Source organism: Streptomyces sp. NPDC000134, from assembly GCF_042899225.1.
Taxonomy (GTDB): domain Bacteria; phylum Actinomycetota; class Actinomycetes; order Streptomycetales; family Streptomycetaceae; genus Streptomyces.
This window is the reverse complement of sequence record NZ_JBIAZN010000024.1, coordinates 104,276-122,353: the sequence shown is the minus strand read 5'-3', so window position 1 is coordinate 122,353 and position 18,078 is coordinate 104,276. Positions and strand designations below refer to the sequence as shown.

The following is an 18,078-nucleotide window of genomic DNA, read 5'->3' as shown; positions in this document are numbered from 1 at the left end:
GCGCTTACCGTTCCGGATCGTCGGAAAGGCTGTCCGCGTGCATCCGGCAGGCGCCGGAGCCCCGCCGAAGAAGGAGCATCCATGCCCACCACAGCCGATGACCGACAGGTGTTCGACGAGCTGCGCGAGCTGCTGGCCGCCACCGTCGAGGACGTCTGCCCGGAGGACGTCGGCCTCGACGCCGACCTGAAGGACGACCTGGGCGTCGACTCGCTCGCCCTGCTGGAACTGGTCGCCGCCATCGAGGAGCGCTGGCAGGTGAAGATCCCGGTGGAGGAGGCCGCCCGGCTCACCACCGTAAGCGATGTCGTCCACCACCTCTCCGGCACGGTCGCCGCCCCGGCCGGTGGGACCGCGTGAGTCCATGGCACGAGGCCGCCGCGGCCCGCGAGGAGCGGACGGCCGTCATCACCGGACTCGGCGCGACCACCGCGCTGGGCGGTGACGTGCGGTCCACCTGGACGGCACTGCTGGACGGAGCGTGCGGCATCGGACGGGTCGACTTCGGCGTACCGGACGGCCCGGAGCGGGTCTACCTCGCGGCGCCGGCCGCCGTCGACCCGCGATCGGTGCTGCCCCGCGCGAAGGCCGCGCACTGCGACCGTTCCGCGCAGTTCGCCCTGGTCGCCGCCAAGGAGGCGTTACGGGACGCCGGACTGCCGGACGGCCCCGGGACGGGCGAGGGCCGTACCCGGGTCGCCGTGGTCGTCGGCGCGGGACTGGGCGGGGTGACCAGCATCCTGGAGCAGAGCCACCGGCTGGAGACCGGCGGCCCGGACCGGGTCAGCCCGCGCGCCATCCCGGTCATGCTGCCCAACCACGCGGCCGCCGAGGTCGGGCTGATGGTCGGCGCCAAGGAGGGCGTGCACGCCCCGGTCAGCGCCTGCGCGTCCGGCGCCGAAGCCCTGGCGCAGGCACTCGGTATGATCCGGGAGGGCCGCGCCGACGTGGTCGTCGCGGGCGGCGCGGAGGCGGGACTGCATCCGCTGATCTTCGCCGGATTCGCCCGGTTGCGGGCGCTGTCGCGGCGGTGCGACGAACCGGAGCGGGCGTCGCGGCCGTTCGACGCCGAACGGGACGGGTTCGTGATGGGGGAGGGAGCCGGGATGCTGGTGGTGGAGAGCGCGGCGCACGCGGCCGCCCGGGGCGCCCGGGTGCACTGCGAACTGGCCGGCGCGGGCGTCACCAACGACAGCCACCACGTGGCCCGGCCCGCGCCCGGCGGAGCGGGCTGCGCCGCCGCCGTCACCGCCGCCCTGCGCGACGCCGGCCTCGACCCCGAACAGGTACGGCACATCAACGCGCACGCCACCTCCACACCGCTGGGCGACCTCAGCGAGGCGCAGGCCCTGAACACCGCGCTCGGCAAGGACGTCCGGGACGTGACGGTCAGCGCGACCAAGGCCGCCCTCGGCCACACGCTGGGTGCCGCCGGGGCCATCGAGGCGGTCACCACCGCCCTGGCCCTGCGCGAACGCGTCGCGCCGCCCACCCGCAGCCTCGAACGCGTCGACCCGGCGATCGAGCTGAACGTGGTCGGCCGCGACCCCGAGGCGCTGCCCCACGGCCCGCTGGCGGCGGTCAGCACCAGCATGGGGTTCGGCGGGCACAATGTCGCCCTCGCCTTCACCAGCGCCTCATGAGATCCGACGGCCCGTCATGACCGCCGCCGGCACCGCCCCCGCCGCCGGCCGGCCGCGCACCGTGCTGATGTGTCCCGGGCAGGGCGCCTACCTCCCCGGCGCCCTGCGTCACCTCGCCCAGGTGCCCGCCGTCGCCGAGGTGCTGACGGCCGTGGACACCCACGCGCCGGGCCGCGCCGGCGGCGTGTCGGCCGCCCGGGTCCTGACCGACCCCGGCGGGCCCGCCCCCGAGGACCTGGTGCGCGCCGACCCGCTCGCCTTCGACCTGGCCACGTACGCCGCCGTGGTCGCCACCGCCGCCGTCGTCCTGGACCATCTGCCGGTCCCGGCCGACGCGGTCCTCGGGCACAGCGTCGGCGACCTCGCGGCGCTCACCGTCGCGGGTGTCCTCACCGTGCGCCAGGGCCTCCAACTGCTGCGCATCCGGGACCGGTTGCTGACCACCGCCGCCCTGCCCGCGGCCGGCATGGCGGCCACCGACCTGACCCCCGCCCAGGCCGCCGACCTGATCCGTACCTGCGACACCCCGCAGGTACGGATCGCGGTGCACAACGCGCCCGCCCAGGTGGTCCTGGCCGGCCCCGACGCCCAGCTCGGCGAGGTGGGCGCCAGGGCCCTGGACCGCGGCCACCGGGTGACCCGGCTGGTCAGCCGTACCGCCTACCACCACCCCCTCCTCGACGAGGTCAGCCGCTCCTTCCGCAGTCTGCTGCGGGCCCAGCCGGTCGCCCCGCCCCGGCTGCCCGTGCACGCCACCGCGGCCGGCCGGCGCGCCCACACCCCGGACCGGCTGCGCGCCATGGCCGCCGCCCACCTCACCGACCCCCTCCCCTTCCACCCCGCGCTGCTGGCGCTGGGCCGGGCCGGCTTCACCACCTACGTCGACAGCGGCCCCCGCGCCCTGCTGGCCGCGCTCGCCAAGACCGCCCTGCCGCACTGCGCGGCCGTCGCGCCGCTGCGCACCCCCGCCGACGCCGACCGGATACACCGCCGGCTCACCCGCGTCCCGCCCGCCGGTTCCGCGGCGGAAGGCCCTTGCTAGGCTGCCGGAGCCAGTCGTGCCACATCCGTGGTCAGGGAATCCGGTGCGAATCCGGAGCTGACGCGCAGCGGTGAGGGGGACGGGCGGGGCACTGATGCCACTGGGACACCACCGTGCCGGCGCGACGCCGGTACGGAGCCGTCCTGGGAAGGCGCCCCGGCCGGACGAACCCGAGTCCGAAGACCTGCTGGCACCTCCGCGCCCCCGCGCGGGGGTCGACTCCAGGCCAGGCTCCGCGTTCGAGCCCCGACACCCGAGGCATGCCCGTGCTCCGTCCCGTTCTCCGCCCCGCCGCCCTGCTGCTCGCCTGCGCCGCCTCGCTCACCGCCTGCGGCACACCCGGCGGCACCCGCGCGGCGGGCGCCTCCGCCGACGCCGGTCACCCGCGCGCCGTCGACAACTGCGGCCACCGCGTCGCCCTCGCCCCGGCGCCCCGCAGGGCCGTCTCCCTCAACCAGGGCAGCACCGAGATCCTGCTCGCCCTCGGCCTCGCCGACCGCATGGCCGGCACCGCCACCTGGACCGACCCGGTCATGAAGGGCCTGGAGAAGGCCAACGCCGGTGTGCCGCGCCTGGCCGACGACAACCCGTCCTTCGAGAAGGTCCTGGACGCCGCGCCGGACCTCGTCACCGCCTCCTTCGTCGCCACCCTCGGCACCGGCGGCGTCGCCACCCGCGAGCGGTTCGAGGAACTGGGCGTGCCCACCTACGTCTCCCCGTCCGACTGCGGCGCCGGGAAGGACAACGGCAGCGGCGGCGACGGCTCCCGCAGCACACCGCTCACCCTCGACACCGTCTACGGCGAGATACGCGACCTCGCCCGGATCTTCGGCGTCGAGCGGCGCGGCGAACGGCTCGTCGCCCGGCTGAGGGAACGGGTGCGCAAGGCCACCGACGGCGTGGACGCCTCGCACGTCTCCCTCATGTACTGGTTCGCCGACTCCCGTTCGCCCTACCTGGCCGGCTGCTGCGGCGCCCCCGGCGCCATCACCCGCGCGATCGGCGCCCGCAACGTCTTCGCCGACACCCACGACGAGTGGCCCCAGATCAACTGGGAGACCGTCGCCGACCGCGACCCCGACGTCATCGTCCTCGGCGACCTGACCCGCAAGGAGCAGACGGCCGAGACCGCCCGCGCGAAGATCCGCTTCCTGGAGAGCGACCCGGCCACCCGCAACCTCACCGCCGTACGGAAGAAGCGGTACGTGCTGCTCAGCGGCCAGGCGATGAACCCCACGATCCGCACGGTCGAGGGCATCGAGCGGGTCGCCGCCGGTCTGCGGGACCTCGGGCTCGTCAAGTGACGGCCGCACGCGCCCCGTTGCTCACCGCGGCCGGAACCGCCGTGCTGGCGGTGTCGGTCGCCGTCGCCGTGACCATCGGCCCGGCCGACATCTCCGCCGCCGACGTCTGGGCCTCGGTCGCCGCCCACCTCGGCCTCGGCCGCGGGACGCTCCCGCCGCTGCGGGACGGCATCGTGTGGGACCTGCGGATGCCGCGCACCCTGCTGGCCGCGGTGTGCGGGGCGGGCCTGGCGCTGTGCGGGGCGGTCATGCAGTCGCTGCTGCGCAACCCGCTGGCCGACCCGTTCGTCCTCGGGGTGTCCTCCGGCGCGTCGACCGGGGCGGTCGCGGTGGTCGTCCTCGGGGTCGGCGGGGGAGCGGTGTCACTGTCCGCGGGCGCCTTCGTCGGCGCGCTGGTGGCGTTCGCGCTGGTGCTGCTGCTGAGCCACAGCCTCGGCGCGGGCGTGGACCGGGTGGTGCTGTCGGGGGTGGCCGCCATGCAACTGTTCTCCGCGCTGACCTCGTTCACCGTGCTCACCTCGGCGGACGCCGAGACCACCCGGGGCGTGATGTTCTGGCTGCTCGGTTCGCTCACCGGCGCCGACTGGACCGCGGTGGTGCTGTGCGCCGCCGTCCTCGCCGTGGTCCTCGCCGTCTGCCTGCTCAACTCCGCCACCCTCGACGCGTTCACCTTCGGCGAGGAGGCCGCGGCGGCCCTCGGCGTCCGGGTGGCCCGTACCCGGCTGGTGCTGCTGTGCGCCACCGCCCTGCTCACCGCGGCCCTGGTGAGCTGCGCCGGGGCGATCGGCTTCGTCGGCCTGGTCCTGCCGCACGCCACCCGCGCCCTCGCCGGCACCGCGCACGCCAGGCTGCTCCCGGTCACCGTGCTGGCCGGCGCGGTCTTCCTGGTCTGGGTCGACACCCTCGCCCGTACCGTCCTGGACCCCCGGGAGATCCCGGTGGGCGTGGTGACCTCGCTCATCGGCGTGCCCGCGTTCGTCGCGGTGCTGTACCGGGGAAGGCGGCGGGCATGACCGGCCCCGCCGCCGAGGGGACGGCACCGGGGCTGCGCGCCGGGCGCGTCGGCCGCCGGGCGGGCGGCCGGCTGGTCGTCGACGGCGTCACCCTGGCCCCCCGCCCCGGCGAGACGGTGGGCCTGCTCGGCCCCAACGGCTCCGGCAAGTCCACGCTGCTGAAGCTGCTCGCCGGTGTCCTCGGCCCGTCCGCGGGTGTCGTCACCCTCGACGGCCGGCCGCTCGACCGGGTAGGCCGCCGGGCCGCCGCGCGCCGGATCGCCACCGTCGACCAGCACGCGCACACCCAGAACGAGTTGACCGTCCGGGACGTCGTCGCCCTCGGCCGCATCCCGCACCGCCGCCCCTGGTCGGCGGCCTCCGCCGACGACCGCGGCGCGGTCGCCGCCGCCCTGGAGCGCACGGGACTGACCGGCCTGGCCGGCCGGTCCTGGCACACCCTGTCCGGCGGCGAACGCCAGCGCGCCCAGATCGCCCGCGCCCTCGCCCAGGAGCCGCGCGAGCTGCTGCTCGACGAACCGACGAACCACCTCGACATCCAGCACCAGCTCGACCTGCTCGAACTGATCGCCGGGCTGCCCGTCACCACGGTCGTCGCCCTGCACGACCTCAACCTCGCGGCCCTGTACTGCGACCGCCTCCTGGTCCTGGCCGACGGCCGGGCCGTCGCCGAGGGCACCCCCGGCGAGGTCCTCACCCCGGCCCTGATCGAGCAGGTCTACGGTGTCCGCGCCGAGGTCACCGACGACCGGGGCCGTCCGACGATCCGCTTCCTGCGCCGGCCGCCGGCCACGGGGCGCTGACCCGCGCGGTCACGGCCCCGGGCGGCAACCGCCGTCCGCCGCCCGCCGCCCCCCGGGTCGACGACCCACCCCGGAACCCCCTCGGACGCCCCCCGCCAGCACCTCCGCCACCGCCGCCCCCGACGCCGTGCTCGCCCCGTGGGTGCAGATCCGCACGCCGGTACCCGTGGGGCCGTGACCGGGCAGGCCCATCTCGACGGTGACCGCGTCCGGGCGGGCCGCGGTCAGGCCGTCCAGGGCCCGGCTCATCCAGGCGTGCCGGGCGGCGTCGCGGACCACGACGACCAGGGGACGGCCCACCGCGGGCCGCAGCGCGCACTCCTCCAGTACGGCCGTGCCGTCCCGTAGTTCGGACTCGCCCACCCGCACCGCAGTGGTGTCCGGCAGCAGTGCGCGCAGCGGCGCGGCGACACCCCAGGGCGTCTCTTTGCCGATGGCCAGGTTGGTGGCCGGGGCCAGTTCCACCACGTGCGGCGCGGCCGCGAGCGGCAGGGCGTCCCCGGCGGGCCCGCTGATCCGCACCGCCCGGCGCGCGGCGACCCGGCCGATGCCTGGCCCGCCCTCCGGGTCGACGCCCGCCTCCCGCAGCTTCACCGACCAGTCGGCGAACTCCCGTACCCGGCCCGCCGCCTCGGCCAGGCGTTCCTCGGGCAGTTCCCCGGCGGTCACCGCGCCGTACAGCGCGTCGGCCAGCAGGCGTGTGGTGGCCTCCTCGGCGCTCTCGCCGCCCACGCACACGGCGTCCACCCCGGCGGCGACGGCCCGTACCGTCGCCCCGCCGATGCCGTACCGGCGGGTGACCGCGCCCATCTCGATGGCGTCGCTGACGACCAGCCCGTCGAAGCCCAGCTCGCCCCGGAGCAGGTCGCCCAGGACGCGCGGGCTGAGCGTGGCCGGCCGGTCGGGATCGTAGGCCGGCACCAGCAGGTGGCCGCTCATCACGGCCCGCACCCCCGCGGCGAGCGCCGCCCGGAACGGCGGCAGCGCCTGGGCCTCGATCTCCTCCCGGCCGGCCCCGTAGCAGGGCAGGTCGTGGTGGGAGTCCACGGCTACGTCCCCGTGGCCGGGGAAGTGCTTGGCGCAGGCGGCGACCCCCGCCGACTGCAGGCCCCGCACCCAGGCGGCGGTGTGCCGGGACACCACCTCCGGGCCGGTGCCGAAGGAGCGCACCCCGATGACGGGGTTGTCGGGGTTGGAGTTGACGTCCGCGCTCGGCGCGTAGTCGAGGCTCACCCCGGCGGCGCGCAGCTCGCGGCCCAGGTCGGCGGCGACCGCCTCGGTCAGTGTCACGTCGTCGACGGTGCCGAGGGCGAAGTTGCCGGGCCGGCTGGAGCCGGTGGCGGACTCGATCCGGGTGACGTCCCCGGCCTCCTCGTCGATGGCGACGATCAGCGCCGGGTTCTCGGCGCGCAGCCGCCCGGTCAGCCGGGCGACCTGCTCGGGGGAGACGATGTTGCGGGAGAAGAGCACGACGGAGGCCAGCCCGTCGGCGATGTCGCGCAGCACCCAGTCGGGTGCCTCGGTGCCGACGAAGCCGGGTTGGAGGACGCTGAGCGCGAGCCGTCGCAACTCGCTGCTGTGCTGGCTGGAGGACATCGGCGCGCGCCTTTCGACGGAACGGTGGGACGCCATCCCCTTGGTCCGGACCAAGGGGATGGTGGGCCCGAGTTAACCAGACGTGTCAAGGCTTCCGAAGGCTCAACACGGCGTGTTCCAAGGGGTGTTGACACCGTCCTATGGTCTAGTCCATTGTGAGGCCCACGTTCGACGAGGGGCACCCGTGGCCGGTGTGCCGACCGGTCCCCGCCGCCCCGACACCCCCGCTCTCGCCACCTGGACGCGAGCGGCATCCCGCCGCGCGCCCGCCGCGTGCGCACCGCGACACGCCACCCCCCTCCGCACAGACCGCCGTCCGTCCCGGCGCGGGCGACGGCGAGGACTTGGAGCACCACATGGCGACACCCGACCCCTACCTGCACCGAGCCGCCACCGACGTCCCGTACTTCAGCGCGGACGCGGACACCTACCTGGCCCGGACCCCGCTGCGCGACCTGGAGAAGACCCGCCCGCTGCGGGTGCTCACCGAGGAGGACTTCGCGCACTGGCAGACCTACGGCTACGTCGTGGTCGAGGAGGCCGTACCCGCCCCGGCCGCACGCCGGCTCCTCGACTTCGCCTGGGAGTTCCAGGGCCTGGACCCCGACCGCCCCGACACCTGGTACGAGGAGCGCGAGTACCGCTCCGACCTCGACCGCGAGCTGCACATCTACGGCTTCGTCGAGGCGTACCACCACCAACTCCTCTGGGACAGCCGCCAGACCCGCAGGGTCTACGACGCCTTCGTCGACGTGTGGGACGCCGAGGAACTCTGGGTCACCCTGGACCGGCTCAACCTCAACCCGCCCAACGTCAAGAACCGCGACCGCGCCCTGATCGAACAGCGCGAGCGGGGCTTCGACATCGAACTGCACTGGGACGTCGACACCACCCTCGGTGTCCTGCCCCAGCGCGTGCAGGGCATCATCGCCCTCAACGACACCGAGGCGGACCACGGCGGCTTCCAGTGCTGCCCCGAGCTGTTCCGCCGCTTCGACCGCTGGAAGGCGCTCCAGCCCGACGGCCGCGACCCCATCCGGCCCGCCGTCGACCGCACCGAGATGCCCGTCGTCCGGCCCGACCTGAAGGCCGGCGACCTGCTGATCTGGAACGGCCTGCTGGCGCACGGCGTCGCCCCCAACACCTCCGGCGGCCAAGTGCGCGCCGTGCAGTACCTGTCGATGATGCCCGCGCTGGAGTCCCACACCGCGCTGCGCCGCTCCCGCGTCGACTCCTGGCGCACCCTGGCCACCCCCGAGTGGAACGCCACCCTGCTCGGCGACGCCCGAAGGCCCGAGGCCGAGCGGTACCCGACCGCCGAACTCACGGATCTGGGGGCCAAGCTGCTGGGACTCACCTCCTGGCACGGGCAGGACGGCACCGGCACGGCCAGCGGGGGCGGGACATGCGCCGCATCTGCCTGACCCTGCCCACCGACCGGTCCTGCCCCGCGACCATCGCGGCCCTGGGCGAGGAAGCGGCGTACGCCGCCCGGCACTTCGACGACGTCGAGGTCCGGGTGCTGATCCTCGACTCCTGCCCGCCCCCGGTGTACGCCGAGCACACCGAGGCCGTCCGGCACCTGCCCGTCCACCCCCGGATCACCGTCCACCACCTCGACGAGAGCCGGCAACGCGACTTCCTCACCCGAACCGTCACCCGCTCCGGCCTCGCCAAGCCCGAACTGCTGCTGGACCTGCTGCTCCCCGACGGCCTCTCCTACGGCGCCTGCACCGACCGGGCCTTCCTGATCGCCGCCGCGCTCGGCTGCGAGTCCGTGCACCGCAGGGACTCCGACAGCCGGTACCAGCGCGCGCACGACCGGACCGTCTTCCCCGTCCACCACGAACTGCTCGCTCTGGGCCACCGGGCCGCCGACGCCGCGTCCCGGGTCACCGGCACCGACCTGCCGGCCGCCTGCCGGGACCGCTGGGTGGCGATGGTGGGCGCCTCCTTCATCGGCGAACTCTCCGTCGACCTCGCCGAGATGCGGGATGCCGACCCGGCGGTCTACCACGACGTCGTCAGCCTCTGGGCACCGCCGGACTGGAGCGCCGAGCGCAAACGGGAACTGGTCGCGGAGTCCTTCCGGGGCGCGGGCACCGAACCGTTCACCCACGACCGCTCGCTGCTGACACTGGTCGACCCGATGCGGGTCGACATGTGCAACATCGCCTTCCACGGCGTCCACGAACAGGTGCCGCTGCCGCCCGCGCGGGACACCATCGGCAGCGACTACTTCCTCATCCACCTCGTCCACGACGCCCGGCTGCCCGGCGTCCTGCACAACCGGCACATCGTCAACTACCACACCGGCGAACGCCGCACCGGCCCCGGCTTCCGCGCCTACCAGCGGCGCTTCGTCAAGTTCCTGCTGTCGATGTGCTACTTCCACCACGTCTACGACCGGATGGCCGCCGCCGGCGACACCCTCCTGGACGGCTCGGGCCGGGTCCGCGGCGCCGCCGTCGCCGCGCTGGCCCGCGAGAGCGCGGCACTGGACCGGAGCGAGAACACCGCCCGGCTCGACGCCGTCGACACCGCCTACCGGAAGCTGGGCGGCCGGTACGCCGAGGTCGCCGACCTGATCGCCGCCGACCGGGACCGGCTGCTGGACGAGGCCCGCGACGACATGGCGGACTTCGCCCTGCTCACCGAGGCGTGGCAGTTGCTGGTCGCCGCCGCCCGGGTCACCCCCGTCGCCGCACCCCCGGGCCGGCCGGGGTGAGCGCCGCGACGACCGCCCCGCTGGCCGCCGCCCTCGCCGCCGCCGACACCGACCGCATCGTCCTGGACCTCGACGGCATCGCCCGGCGCCACCGCGCCCTGCGCCGCGAACTCCCCGGTGTCCAGGTGCGGTTCGCCATGAAGGCGTGCCCGGTCGACGAGGTCCTCAGCACTCTCGCCCGGGACGGCGCCGGGGTCGACGCGGCGAGCCCGGCCGAGATCGAACAGGCGCTGCGGGCCGGGGTGCCGGCCGCCCGGACGCACTACGGCAACACCGTCAAGTCGGACCGGGACATCGCCGCCGCACACCGGCTCGGCGTACGCCTCTTCGCCACCGACAGCACCGAGGACGTGGCCGCCCTCGCCGTACACGCCCCCGGTGCCCGGGTGTTCTGCCGGGTGGCGACCACGGGCGAGGGCGCGCTGTGGGGGCTCGGCCACAAGTTCGGCTGCTCGCCCGCCGAGGCCGTCCGGGTCCTGGCCCGCGCCCGCGACCTGGGCCTGGTGCCCGCCGGTCTCTCCGTGCACGTCGGCTCCCAGCAGATGACCGCCGAGGCGTGGCGGGCCGCCCTGGACGACCTGGGCGGCGTACTGCGCGCCCTGGACCGGCGCGGCATCCGCCCCGCCCTGGTCAACCTCGGCGGCGGTCTCCCCGCCACCGGTTACCTCGACCGGCACGGTGCGCCCCTGGACCCGCCGCTGGACAAGATGTTCGCGGTGATCCGGGAGGGCACGGCCGAACTGCGCCGGGTCCACGGCGGCCCTCTGGAGTTCCTGATCGAACCCGGCCGCCACCTCGTCGCCGACCACGGCGCCGTCCGCGCCCACGTCGCCCGCCTCGCCCGCCGCCGGGGCCCGGACGGCGAGCCCCGGTACTGGCTGTACCTGAGCTGCGGCAAGTTCAACGGGCTGTACGAGATGGACGCCCTCCAGTACCCGCTGGTCTTCCCCGGCCATCCCGGCGGCCCCCGCGTCCCGGCCGTCGTCGCCGGACCCACCTGCGACAGCGACGACGCCTACGGCCACCAGGACGGCCTGGTCCAGGTGCCCGCGGCGCTGGCCTCCGGCGACCCGGTCTGGGTGCTGTCCTGCGGTGCCTACTCCACCAGTTACATGACCCGCGGCTTCAACGGCATCGCCCCGCTGCCGTACACCGTCACCGACAGGCGGCGCCCATGACCGACACCGTGACCGTACGGCACCTCGCCGACCACGACTGGGACGCCGTGGTGGCACTGGAACACGACGCCTACGCCGGGCTCGGCCTGGCGGAGGGGCGGGCCGCGCTCCAGTCCCGGGCGGCCGTGTCACCCGGCACCTGCTTCGTCCTCGACGTGGGCGGCCGGACCGCCGGCTATCTGCTGGCCCTGCCCTACCCGGAGTTCCGGTGCCCGGACCTCGGGCGGGTGGAGCCGGCCCTCCGCACCGGCCGCAACCTCCACCTGCACGACATCGTCGTCGCGCCCGCCCTGCGCCGCCGGGGCCTGGGCCGCTACCTCCTCGGGCGGCTCACCGGCACCGCGCGGGCCCGCGGCGACCGGCGGATCTCGCTGGTCGCCGTGGGCGGCAGCGACCGGTTCTGGTCCGCCCGGGGCTTCGTCGCCCACCCCGGCGTCGCCCCCGCCGACGGCTACGGAGCCGACGCCGTCTACATGTCCCGGCCGGTGCCGGCCGCCCGGCCCGCACCGCCCGCCCCTTCGACCCTGCGTGAAGTGAGCTGATGCGCGTGTCCCGACTCCACGACCCCTACCGCCGCGGTCAGTTGGCGATCGCCGCGCTGTTCTGCTCGCTCGGCTTCCAGTACGCCACCTGGGCGGCCCGCATCCCCGACCTGAAGACCGGCCTGTCCCTGTCCGCCGCCGAGGTCGGGGTGCTGCTGATGGCCGCCGGGGTCGGCGCGGCGGTGTCCTTCCCGCTGGTGGCCTGGCTGATGCGGCGCCTGGGCTCGCGGAGGCTCGCCCTGCTCTCCCAGCTCTGCCTCGCCCTGCTGCTCCTCGCCCTGGCCGCGGCACCCTCGTATCACGTGGCCCTGCTGGTGATGTGCGTCGACGGGGTCCTGGTGGGGTGTCTCAACGTCGCGATGAACGCGCAGGGAGCGGCCCTGGAGGCGCGGTACGCCCGCACCACCATGGCCAGGCTGCACGCCGTCTTCAGCGCCGGTTCCCTGCTCGCCGCGCTGGCCGCCTCCGCCATGCACGCCGTCACCTCCTCGGTCATGGCGCACTTCGGTGTGGCCGTCGCCCTGCTGCTGGCCCTCGGCGCGGGCGCCCGCACCGGGCTGCTCACCGACGACCCGCCGGCCCGGCCGGCGGCGGCGAAAGCGCGGCGCCGCTGGAGCGTACCGAGCCGGATCACCCTGTGGATGTGCTGCGCCATGGCCTTCGGCACGGTCGCCGAGGGCGCCATGAACGACTGGTCCGCGCTCTATCTGAAGGACGTCGCCGAGGCATCGGACGAACTCGCCCCGCTGGGCATCGCCGTGGTCTCCGGCGCGATGGTCGTCGCCCGGCTCTTCGCCGACCGGTGGCGCAGTCGCTGGGGCGACCGGCGGGTGGTCCTGCTCGGCAGCGCCCTCGCCGGGGCGGCGCTCGCCCTCGCCCTGCTGAGCGGCGGTGTGGTGCCGGCCCTGCTCGGCTTCGCCTGCGTCGGCCTGGGCATCGCCGCCGTCACCCCGTGCGTGTACGCCGCCGCGGCCCGGGAGGGCTCCGACGCGCTCACCCTGGTCGCCGCCATGGGCACCACCGGGCTGCTCGCCGGGCCGCCGCTCATCGGCTTCATCGCGAACGCCGGCTCCCTGGCCTGGGGCATGGCGGCGGTCGCCGCGTCCGCGGTGGTCGTCGCCCTGTGCGCCACCCGCATCCGCTGGGAACCGGCCCCGGCCGCCGTGCCGGCCACGGGCGGCGGATGAGCGGCGTCACCGGGCCAGCGCGGCCTGCGGGCCCATCACGACGACCGGCTGCCCGGCCGGGTCCAGGGCCCGCAGCAGGGTGCGCAGGTGCGGCTCGGCCAGCGACACGCACGCGTTGGTCGGCCCGCCGTGGTCGACGTGGACCCACACCCCGCCGCCCCGGTCCTCGCCCAGCGGACGCTCCTTGTCCAGCGGTGTGGTGCCCCGTACGCGGTTGTAGTCGACGGCCACGACATAGTCGAAGGAGCCCTCCAGCGGCTCGCCGACGTGCCCGGTCCCGTCGATCGAGAACTCCGGGTTCTCGTCGTACGGCATCCGGGTGTCCGGGTCGGGCAGGCGGCCCCCGGCGTCGCTGAGCGTGAACACGCCGATGGGCGTGCGCAGATCACCCGCCCAGTGGTCCCGGGTCCAGCCGCGCAGCCCGTTGTGCGCGGGCCAGGGACCGGCGCTCCGCCGCCAGCCGCCGCCCGGCTCCCGCTCGTACAGCGCCGCCCGCGCCCGGTTGCCGTCCGCCGTCGTGCCCCGCACCAGCAGCACCTGCCGGGTGGCCGCCGGGATCTGCGAGCGGGTCTCGGGCCCCAGTCCGGGCAGCGGCCGGGCGGCCGGGCTCGGCGGCGCCGGGCGGCCCGACACCGGCCCGGAGGGCGAGGGCGTGCCCTTGGCGGTGGCACCTCGCTGCTCCTTGGCGCAGCCGGTCCCCAGCACGCCGGTGCACACCACGGCGCTGATCCCCACCGCGAGGGCTTTCCTCAAGGTCATGCCAACCTCCGACTCCGTGCGCGTCCACGTCATTGCTTGACCGCTCCGGGGGCCGGGTTCCCCACCGCCGGGCCCGCCTCCCCCGGATGGCGCAGAGCGCGGACAGTGACCAGCGACACGTCTGTATGTGTCTGGTTCTGGTGTGCGAGAAGAGACGGATGGGCAGTGACTGCGTGATCGGGGGGAGGACGGTGAGCCATGTGGGGGAACAGCGTGCGGGTGTGTGTGATCGGTGCGGGTCTGTCGGGGCTGGCGACGGCGTACGCCCTGAAGGAGCGCGGCGTCGACTTCGTCTGCCTGGAGAAGGCCCCGGACGTCGGCGGGGTCTGGCGCCAGCCCGGCGCCGGTGAGCGCGGACCCGGCTACCGGACGCTGCACCTCAACACGGCCAAGGACCTGACCGGCTACGCCGACTTCCCGATGCCGGCCGAGTACCCCCTCTACCCCGGGCACCGCGAGGTCGCCGCCTACCTGCGGTCCTTCGCCGAGTGGGCCGGTCTCCTCGGCCACGTGGAGACCGGCACCGAGGTGCGGTCCGTACGGCAGGACGCGGACGGCACCTGGACCGTCGTCAGCGCGGGCCCGGACGGCCGGAGCACCGCCCGGCGGTTCGCGCACGTCGTCGTCGCCTCCGGGCACCACACCGAGCCCGCCCTGCCCGACCCGCTGCCGCCGGGCCACGACACCTTCACCGGCACGGTCCTGCACGCCCTCGACTACCGCGACGGCGCCGACTTCACCGGCCGGCGCGTGGTGGTCGTCGGCCTCGGCGCCTCCGCCGTGGACATCGCCGCCGACCTCTCCCGGCACGCCGCGCGGACCGTGCTCTCGGTGCGCCGGGGCCTGCACATCGTGCCCAAGCAGCTCTACGGGCTGTCCGTCGACCAGATCGCCGAGGCCCCCTGGTTCCAGCAGATGTCCTTCGAGGAGCAGCGCCGCTTCTGCGAGCAGGCCCTGCGCGTCGCCCGCGGCGACCTGGCCGACTACGGCCTGCCCGAGCCCGACCACCCCCTCTTCTCCTCGGCCGTCACCATCTCCGACGAGATCCTCAGCCGCATCCGGCACGGCGCCGTGGTCCCCAGACCCGCGATCGACGCCTTCGACGGGCCCCGGGTGCGGTTCACCGACGGAACCGCCGAGGAGGCGGACGCGGTGGTCTACTGCACCGGCTACCACATGGCCTTCCCGTTCCTGCCCGACGGCTGCCCCGTCACCGCGGACGGCTCGGTGGAGCTGTACAAGCGGGTGGTGGCACCGGACCGGACCGGCCTGTACTTCGTCGGGCTGGTCCGCCCGGTCGGGGCGATCACCCGGCTGGTGGAGGCCCAGGCACGCTGGGTCGCCGGCCTGGTGGCCGGCGACAGCGCGCTGCCCTCCGCCGAGGAGATGCGCGCGGAGGTCGCCGAGTACCTCACGGGCATCGCCCGGCGGTACGGCCGCACCCGGGGCGCCTCCATCCAGGTCGACGTGGGCCCGTACCTGGGCCAACTGCGCGAAGTCATCGGCGTGTAGCTCCCGGGCCACGGGCTCCCGGACCACGGGCTCCCGGCGCGGTCCGCCGGGAGCCCCTCGCGTGCGCTCAGCCGCGCAGGGCCCCGGCCGGACGGAACGCCGCCGGCTCCGGCGGCCGCACCGCGTACGCCTCGCAGGACAGGTACGCCGTCACCCGGGGCGCCCGGCCGCGCTGGTGGGCCAGCGCCAGGTAGGCGATCAGCCCCACCCCGTCCTCGGGCCGCCGCCCGGTGAGCGCCGACAGCGCGCGGGGGAGCGGGGACGGATCGATCCCGTACCGGCCGAGCAGTGCCGTCGCCCGCGCCAGCGCCTCGCCGTCGTGCCCGGCGTAGTCCCGGACCGGCACGTGCAGCGTGAAGCCGGCCGGTGTCGCGCTGCCGGTGTCGGTGAAGGCGTGGCAGGTCAGTCCCGGACGCCGGTCCAGCCGGAGGCCGCCGGGCGCCGCGTCCCCACCGGCGGCGGCGGTGCGGAAGAAGTCCTCGACCACCGCCGGGCCGGGCCCCCCGGCCGCCTCGGACAGCAGCCCCGCCCGGCCGGGTGTCAGGCCGTCGTGCCGGAGGTAGACCTTCACCCGGGGCTCCTGCCAGTCCCCGAGGTCCAGCGCCAGGAACGGGTACCCGTCGGCCTCGGGCAGGGCCTCGGCGGCCCGTCCGTGACCGAGCCGGACCAGCGCCCGGCGCACCGTACCGGCGGCCTGCCCGGCACCGGAGGCCGAGGGGTTGAGATACACCTTCACCCGGGGCACGCCTCCGGGCCGCAGCTCCAGCGCGCACCACAGGGCCAGCGGTCCGTGCGGTGCGGGGGGCAGGAACAGGTCCTCGACCGCTTCGAGGGAGCCGGTGGAAAAACGCCACCGCCGGGCCATCGCGCGCAGCGCCGCCAGTCCGGCGCGGCCGTTGCGGGCCAGGCTGCCTGCGCCGCAGCCCGGTTCCAGCAGCACCCGCAGGGCGGGGGCCGCGCCCGGCCGGAAGGAGAGGGAGAACTCCACCGGTGTGTGGTCGTCGGAGAGGAAGGTGCGGTTCGGGGGCCCCAGTTCCAGGGGCCGCGCGGCCACGGTGCCGAGTGCCTCGGTCAGGACGCCGACGTAAGCGTCGGTGTCGGCCTCGGACAGTCCCGCGACCGCGCCCAGTCTTCGCAACTGGCCGCCGGTGTACGCCCCGAGCGTCGGTATGCCGGGGCCGTCACCGGAGGCGCCGACGGCGGTCACCGGGCCGCCCGGCGACGGTTCGGGCGGACAAAGGGATACCCGCCCCCGAGGGCGGGTATCCGGCCGGTCACCGGCAGGAAAGCGGCGTCCATGGACAGGTGGTCCACGGCACCTCCTTTGCGTATGAGCAACTCGAATGCCGCGTTGCTCACTACCCCTGCCGTTGAACGGTTATGCGAAAGGGGCTGGTTGGCAGGCTGTTACGCGCGTCACCGGGTGAGCCAGGTGAGGAACGAGCTCCACAGACCGCGTTCGGGCCGGCGGCCCGCCTCCGCGGACGCCGCCGCCGTCGCCGCCTGGGCGGTCCGCTCACCGGCCGGACGGGCCGGCCGGACCGGGGTGAACCGGGCCGGGAGCGTCGCCAGCGCCCGGTTGAACGGACCCGGCCGCCAGGTCAGGCTGTCCTCGGGGACGGCGAGTTCGATGTCCGGCAACTGGTTGAACAGGTGCTCGATGGCGGTCACCGTGATGTGCCGGGCGGGCTCCTTCGAGGGGCAGGCGTGCGGCCCCGCGCTCCACGCCAGGTGCGCCCGGTTGCTGCCCGCGTGCCGGGACTCGGTGAGCGCCGGTCCGGTGTTGGCGGCGGCGAAGCTGACCAGCATCAGGTCGCCCGCCTGCAGGTGCTGCCCGGCGAACTCCATGTCGGTGGCCGGGTAGTGCGGCGCGTAGTTCGACATCGGCGGGTTCTCCCACAGGGTGTCGTCGAGGGCCTCGTCGATCAGACCGCCCTCGCGTGCGTACCGGTCGTGGGTCAGCAGGCGGTGCAGCGTGTTGCCGATGAGGTTGCGCAGCGGTTCCGCGCCCGCGCCGAGCAGCAGCGCGAGCTGGTGCACCATCTCCTCGTCGGTCAGCCCCGCCTCGTGCCGCATCAGCCAGGAGGTGACGTCGTCGCCGGGCCTGCCGCGCTTGAGCGCGACCAGTTCGCCGACGGCCCCGAACAGCACCTCGGTGGCCTTGTCCGCGTTGACCCCGTCGAACATCCCCGAGATGCCGAACAGCACCCGGTCGCCGATGCCGGCCGGGCAGCCGAACAGCTCGTTGAACACGAACAGCGGCAACTGCTTGGCGTAGTCGCCGAGCAGGTCGGCCGAACCGCGCCCGCCGAACTGGGAGACCAGGTACCCGGAGATCTGCTCGGTGCTGCGGCTCAGCCGCCGGGTGTCCACCCGGGCCATGCTGTCGGTGACCGCCTGCCGCAGCCGCAGATGGTCCGCGCCGTCGGCGAACATGCAGTTGGGGCGGTACGCCAGCAGCGGCGCGACCGGGCTGTCCGGGCCGACCTTGCCCTCGTTGAAGGCGCGCCAGCGCCGGGCGTCCTTGCGGAAGCTGCCGGAGTCGTGCAGCAGTTGGAGGGCGGCCGCGTAGTCGGTGACCAGGGTGGCCTCCACACCCGGCGCCAGCTCCACGGGCGCGGCGGGACCGTAGTGCCGCAGATAGTCGTAGTACGCCCGCGGGTCGGCGGCGAACTCCGGCCCGTACAGGGGGACCCGGCCGCCCGAGCCGTGGGCCGGGCACCCCGGCGGGGGCACCGGGGCGGTGTCGTGAGGTTGCATGTCTGTCTGCT

Annotated in this window: 16 protein-coding genes and 1 riboswitch; of the genes, 12 read left to right on the top strand and 4 right to left on the bottom strand. The window is 75.2% G+C overall.

Features of this window, described 5'->3' with window-relative positions:
- Positions 1 to 81: 81 nt before the first annotated feature.
- The 6 genes from ACFY32_RS29540 to ACFY32_RS29515 all read left to right on the top strand — a co-directional run bounded on the left by ACFY32_RS29540 (position 82) and on the right by ACFY32_RS29515 (position 5,805).
- On the top strand, positions 82 to 360 hold the full coding sequence (locus ACFY32_RS29540; RefSeq protein WP_359199721.1) for an acyl carrier protein: 279 nt from the start codon (positions 82 to 84) through the stop codon (positions 358 to 360).
- Positions 357 to 1,643 carry a beta-ketoacyl-[acyl-carrier-protein] synthase family protein gene (locus ACFY32_RS29535; RefSeq protein ID WP_359199718.1) on the top strand — a complete coding sequence of 429 codons (1,287 nt, stop codon included), beginning with the start codon at positions 357 to 359 and terminating at the stop codon, positions 1,641 to 1,643. Before ACFY32_RS29540 ends, ACFY32_RS29535 begins: the two co-directional genes overlap by 4 nt.
- 16 nt (positions 1,644 to 1,659) lie before the next feature.
- Positions 1,660 to 2,685: an ACP S-malonyltransferase gene (locus ACFY32_RS29530; RefSeq protein WP_390675837.1), complete on the top strand. Its 1,026-nt coding sequence runs from the start codon at positions 1,660 to 1,662 to the stop codon at positions 2,683 to 2,685.
- A riboswitch (cobalamin riboswitch) is annotated at positions 2,680 to 2,892 on the top strand. (Overlaps the previous gene by 6 nt.)
- Positions 2,893 to 2,945: 53 nt before the next feature.
- Positions 2,946 to 3,989, top strand: coding sequence for an ABC transporter substrate-binding protein (locus ACFY32_RS29525; RefSeq protein WP_390675836.1), 1,044 nt, complete (start codon positions 2,946 to 2,948; stop codon positions 3,987 to 3,989).
- Complete coding sequence (locus ACFY32_RS29520) at positions 3,986 to 5,002, top strand: FecCD family ABC transporter permease (RefSeq protein WP_390675835.1); 1,017 nt, start codon at positions 3,986 to 3,988, stop codon at positions 5,000 to 5,002. Before ACFY32_RS29525 ends, ACFY32_RS29520 begins: the two co-directional genes overlap by 4 nt.
- Positions 4,999 to 5,805, top strand: a complete 807-nt coding sequence (locus ACFY32_RS29515) for an ABC transporter ATP-binding protein (RefSeq protein WP_359199706.1) — start codon at positions 4,999 to 5,001, stop codon at positions 5,803 to 5,805. Before ACFY32_RS29520 ends, ACFY32_RS29515 begins: the two co-directional genes overlap by 4 nt.
- 9 nt (positions 5,806 to 5,814) lie before the next feature.
- On the opposite strand, the gene ACFY32_RS29510 is transcribed toward ACFY32_RS29515, so the two are convergent.
- Positions 5,815 to 7,401: a glycoside hydrolase family 3 protein gene (locus ACFY32_RS29510; RefSeq protein WP_390675834.1), complete on the bottom strand. Its 1,587-nt coding sequence runs from the start codon at positions 7,399 to 7,401 to the stop codon at positions 5,815 to 5,817.
- A gap of 356 nt (positions 7,402 to 7,757) precedes the next feature.
- Between ACFY32_RS29510 and ACFY32_RS29505 the strand changes: the two genes are divergently transcribed.
- Genes ACFY32_RS29505 through ACFY32_RS29485 form a run of 5 tightly spaced genes read left to right on the top strand, consistent with a single transcriptional unit; the run spans position 7,758 to position 13,036 of the window.
- Positions 7,758 to 8,825, top strand: a complete 1,068-nt coding sequence (locus ACFY32_RS29505; protein ID WP_359199700.1) for a phytanoyl-CoA dioxygenase family protein — start codon at positions 7,758 to 7,760, stop codon at positions 8,823 to 8,825.
- Complete coding sequence (locus tag ACFY32_RS29500; RefSeq protein ID WP_390675833.1) at positions 8,807 to 10,129, top strand: DUF6271 family protein; 1,323 nt, start codon at positions 8,807 to 8,809, stop codon at positions 10,127 to 10,129. Before ACFY32_RS29505 ends, ACFY32_RS29500 begins: the two co-directional genes overlap by 19 nt.
- Positions 10,126 to 11,307, top strand: a complete 1,182-nt coding sequence (locus ACFY32_RS29495; protein ID WP_359199694.1) for a type III PLP-dependent enzyme — start codon at positions 10,126 to 10,128, stop codon at positions 11,305 to 11,307. The genes ACFY32_RS29500 and ACFY32_RS29495 overlap by 4 nt, the downstream gene beginning before the upstream one ends.
- Positions 11,304 to 11,849, top strand: a complete 546-nt coding sequence (locus tag ACFY32_RS29490; RefSeq protein ID WP_390675832.1) for a GNAT family N-acetyltransferase — start codon at positions 11,304 to 11,306, stop codon at positions 11,847 to 11,849. Before ACFY32_RS29495 ends, ACFY32_RS29490 begins: the two co-directional genes overlap by 4 nt.
- Positions 11,849 to 13,036 (top strand): MFS transporter, encoded by a 1,188-nt coding sequence (locus ACFY32_RS29485; RefSeq protein WP_359199690.1) that lies wholly within the window; start codon positions 11,849 to 11,851, stop codon positions 13,034 to 13,036. Before ACFY32_RS29490 ends, ACFY32_RS29485 begins: the two co-directional genes overlap by 1 nt.
- Positions 13,037 to 13,042: 6 nt before the next feature.
- Here the strand turns inward: ACFY32_RS29485 and ACFY32_RS29480 are convergent, their stop codons facing one another.
- Positions 13,043 to 13,795 (bottom strand): hypothetical protein, encoded by a 753-nt coding sequence (locus tag ACFY32_RS29480; RefSeq protein WP_359199687.1) that lies wholly within the window; start codon positions 13,793 to 13,795, stop codon positions 13,043 to 13,045.
- Between the two features lie 213 nt (positions 13,796 to 14,008).
- Between ACFY32_RS29480 and ACFY32_RS29475 the strand changes: the two genes are divergently transcribed.
- Positions 14,009 to 15,307, top strand: a complete 1,299-nt coding sequence (locus ACFY32_RS29475; protein WP_390675849.1) for a flavin-containing monooxygenase — start codon at positions 14,009 to 14,011, stop codon at positions 15,305 to 15,307.
- A gap of 67 nt (positions 15,308 to 15,374) precedes the next feature.
- On the opposite strand, the gene ACFY32_RS29470 is transcribed toward ACFY32_RS29475, so the two are convergent.
- Together ACFY32_RS29470 and ACFY32_RS29465 are read right to left on the bottom strand one after the other, a co-directional pair.
- Positions 15,375 to 16,514 (bottom strand): tryptophan dimethylallyltransferase family protein, encoded by a 1,140-nt coding sequence (locus ACFY32_RS29470; protein ID WP_390675831.1) that lies wholly within the window; start codon positions 16,512 to 16,514, stop codon positions 15,375 to 15,377.
- 209 nt (positions 16,515 to 16,723) lie between these two features.
- Positions 16,724 to 18,067 (bottom strand): cytochrome P450, encoded by a 1,344-nt coding sequence (locus ACFY32_RS29465; protein WP_359199681.1) that lies wholly within the window; start codon positions 18,065 to 18,067, stop codon positions 16,724 to 16,726.
- Positions 18,068 to 18,078: the final 11 nt, after the last annotated feature.